Genomic DNA, 2,133 nt, shown 5'->3' with positions numbered 1-2,133 from the left:
ATCATCGAGGCGACGGTTCACCGGGCGCGCCCGGTGATCCTGACCTCCCTGGCAGCGGTGCTGGCCTTCATTCCGCTGACCCATTCGGTGTTCTGGGGAACGCTTGCCTACACGTTGATCGGCGGCACCATCGCCGGCACCGTGATGACGCTGGTCTTCCTCCCGGCGATGTATGCCATCTGGTTCAAGGTCCGAGCGGACAAGACCCGCGTTGCCTGAAAGTGGCTTGGATCTCTTTTACATGGGAAGTGAGTCATGAACATTGCCGACAAAGATCGCATCGTAGTGACCGGAATGGGTGTGGTGAGCCCGCTGGGCTGCGGCGTGGAAACGGTGTGGTCGCGCCTGCTGGCGGGACGTTCCGGAATTGGCCCGCTGGGCGATGCGCTTTCCGCCGGAACGGGCTGCGACGTAGGCGGCCGCGTGCCCGACCGGGTGCAGGATCCTGAGGCGGGCTTCGACTCCAGCGACATCATCGCGCCGAAAGATCTGAAGAAGATGGACCGGTTTGTCGAGTTTGCGCTGGTAGCCGCCCACGAAGCGCTTGCGCAGGCCGGGTGGCGTGAGGCTGATGAGCGTGGCCTGCTGCGAACGGCGACCGTGATTGCGACGGGGATCGGTRGCTTTGGATCCATCGTCAATGCGGTGCACACCACCGAAAGCCGTGGGCCTGGCCGGTTGTCGCCTTTCACTGCGCCTACCTTCCTGGCCAATATGGCGGCAGGGCAGGCGTCGATCCGGTACGGGTTCAAGGGGCCGCAGAGCGCACCCGTCACGGCATGCGCGGCGGGCGTCCAAGCCATTGGTGATGCGGCGCGCCTCATCCGGTCCGGCGATGCGGACATTGCACTGTGTGGTGGCGCGGAAGCTGCGATGCATCGGGTCAGCCTGGGCGGCTTTGCGGCGGCCAAGGCACTGAGCACGTCGTTCAACGACACGCCACAGGCAGCGTCCCGGCCGTTTGATGAGCAGCGGGACGGCTTCGTCATGTCCGAAGGGGCAGGGCTGCTGGTGATCGAGCGGCTGGATCATGCGCTGGCGCGTGGCGCCACCCCGCTGGCCGAGCTGGTCGGCTACGGCACCACCTCCGATGCGTATCATCTGACTGCGGGCCCCGACGACGGCAGTGGTGCGCGCAGGGCGATGGAGATCGCGCTGGCGCAGGCGGGCATTGCCGCCGGGCAGGTCGACCACATCAACGCGCACGCAACCTCGACCCAGGTGGGGGATCGGGCAGAGCTTGCGGCCATGCGTGCCCTGTTCGGTGCCCGCCCAGATCTTCTGATCTCTGCCACCAAGTCCAGCACCGGGCACCTGCTCGGGGCAGCTGGCGGCATCGAAGCCATCTTTACCGTGCTTGCTTTGCGCGATCAGGTCGCACCAGCGACACTCAACCTCGGCCGCCCCGATCCGTTGGCCGAAGGGCTTTCGATCGTCGCCGGCGTGCCGCGCAAGGCTGGCATCGAGTTCGCGTTGACCAATGGATTTGGTTTTGGCGGCGTCAATGCCAGTGCACTGTTCAGGCGCATGTGAGCGTGGCTGCCTCCAGCGGCTTCCCAAGCAAAACCGCCCTGCGCTGGGAAGGTGCACGGGCGTTGAGCCGGCGCTGGATGCTGGATGCCGCCGGCACTGTGTTTGCTGAAGAAGGGTTCGAGAACGCGACGATGAAGCGTATTGCCGAGGTCTGTGGCGTCACCAAGGCCACGATCTATGCGCACTATCGTGACAAGGCGCGGCTCTACAAGGCGGTCATGGACGGCCATCTGGCATCGATACCGGATGCCCGGCTCGACCCGCACGGAGCAATGGATCTTGGTGATGTGCTGATGCGCATCAGTGGCGGCATCGAACGGTTGGCAGCGGACCCGCCATGCCAGGCCTTCTGCCGGACGCTGTCGCGTTCTGATCATGCACGTGATGTCTACATGGAACACTGGAGCACGAAACTGGAACCGTATCTGGACCTTGCGACACGAGCGATGGCGAGCGCCCCGGTCCGCTCGAGCCACCCGGGTGACAGTGAGAAGTTCCTCAGGCTCATCCTCACAGAACATGGCCTGCCTCATGGGGCGATGCCCGTGTCCGGGAGTGAAGCAACCGTGGGGCTCTTCATGCGCGCCTATGGGATGACGC

Annotated in this window: 3 protein-coding genes; all 3 read left to right on the top strand. The window is 64.8% G+C overall.

The window, feature by feature from the left end; translation table 11 throughout:
* The coding region (locus tag AC1VAN_RS19685; protein ID WP_480986523.1) for an efflux RND transporter permease subunit at positions 1–219 on the top strand (219 nt) is incomplete at its 5' end.
* Between the two features lie 36 nt (positions 220–255).
* Positions 256–1,533 carry a beta-ketoacyl-ACP synthase II gene (fabF, locus tag AC1VAN_RS19680; protein ID WP_480986522.1) on the top strand — a complete coding sequence of 426 codons (1,278 nt, stop codon included), beginning with the start codon at positions 256–258 and terminating at the stop codon, positions 1,531–1,533.
* A gap of 2 nt (positions 1,534–1,535) precedes the next feature.
* A partial coding sequence (locus tag AC1VAN_RS19675; RefSeq protein WP_480986521.1) for a TetR/AcrR family transcriptional regulator occupies positions 1,536–2,133 on the top strand: 598 nt, incomplete at its 3' end.

The organism is Stenotrophomonas sp. 05L44_2, from assembly GCF_056665995.1.
Note: the sequence above shows the minus strand (reverse complement) of the source record. Positions and strands in the feature narration are given on the sequence as shown.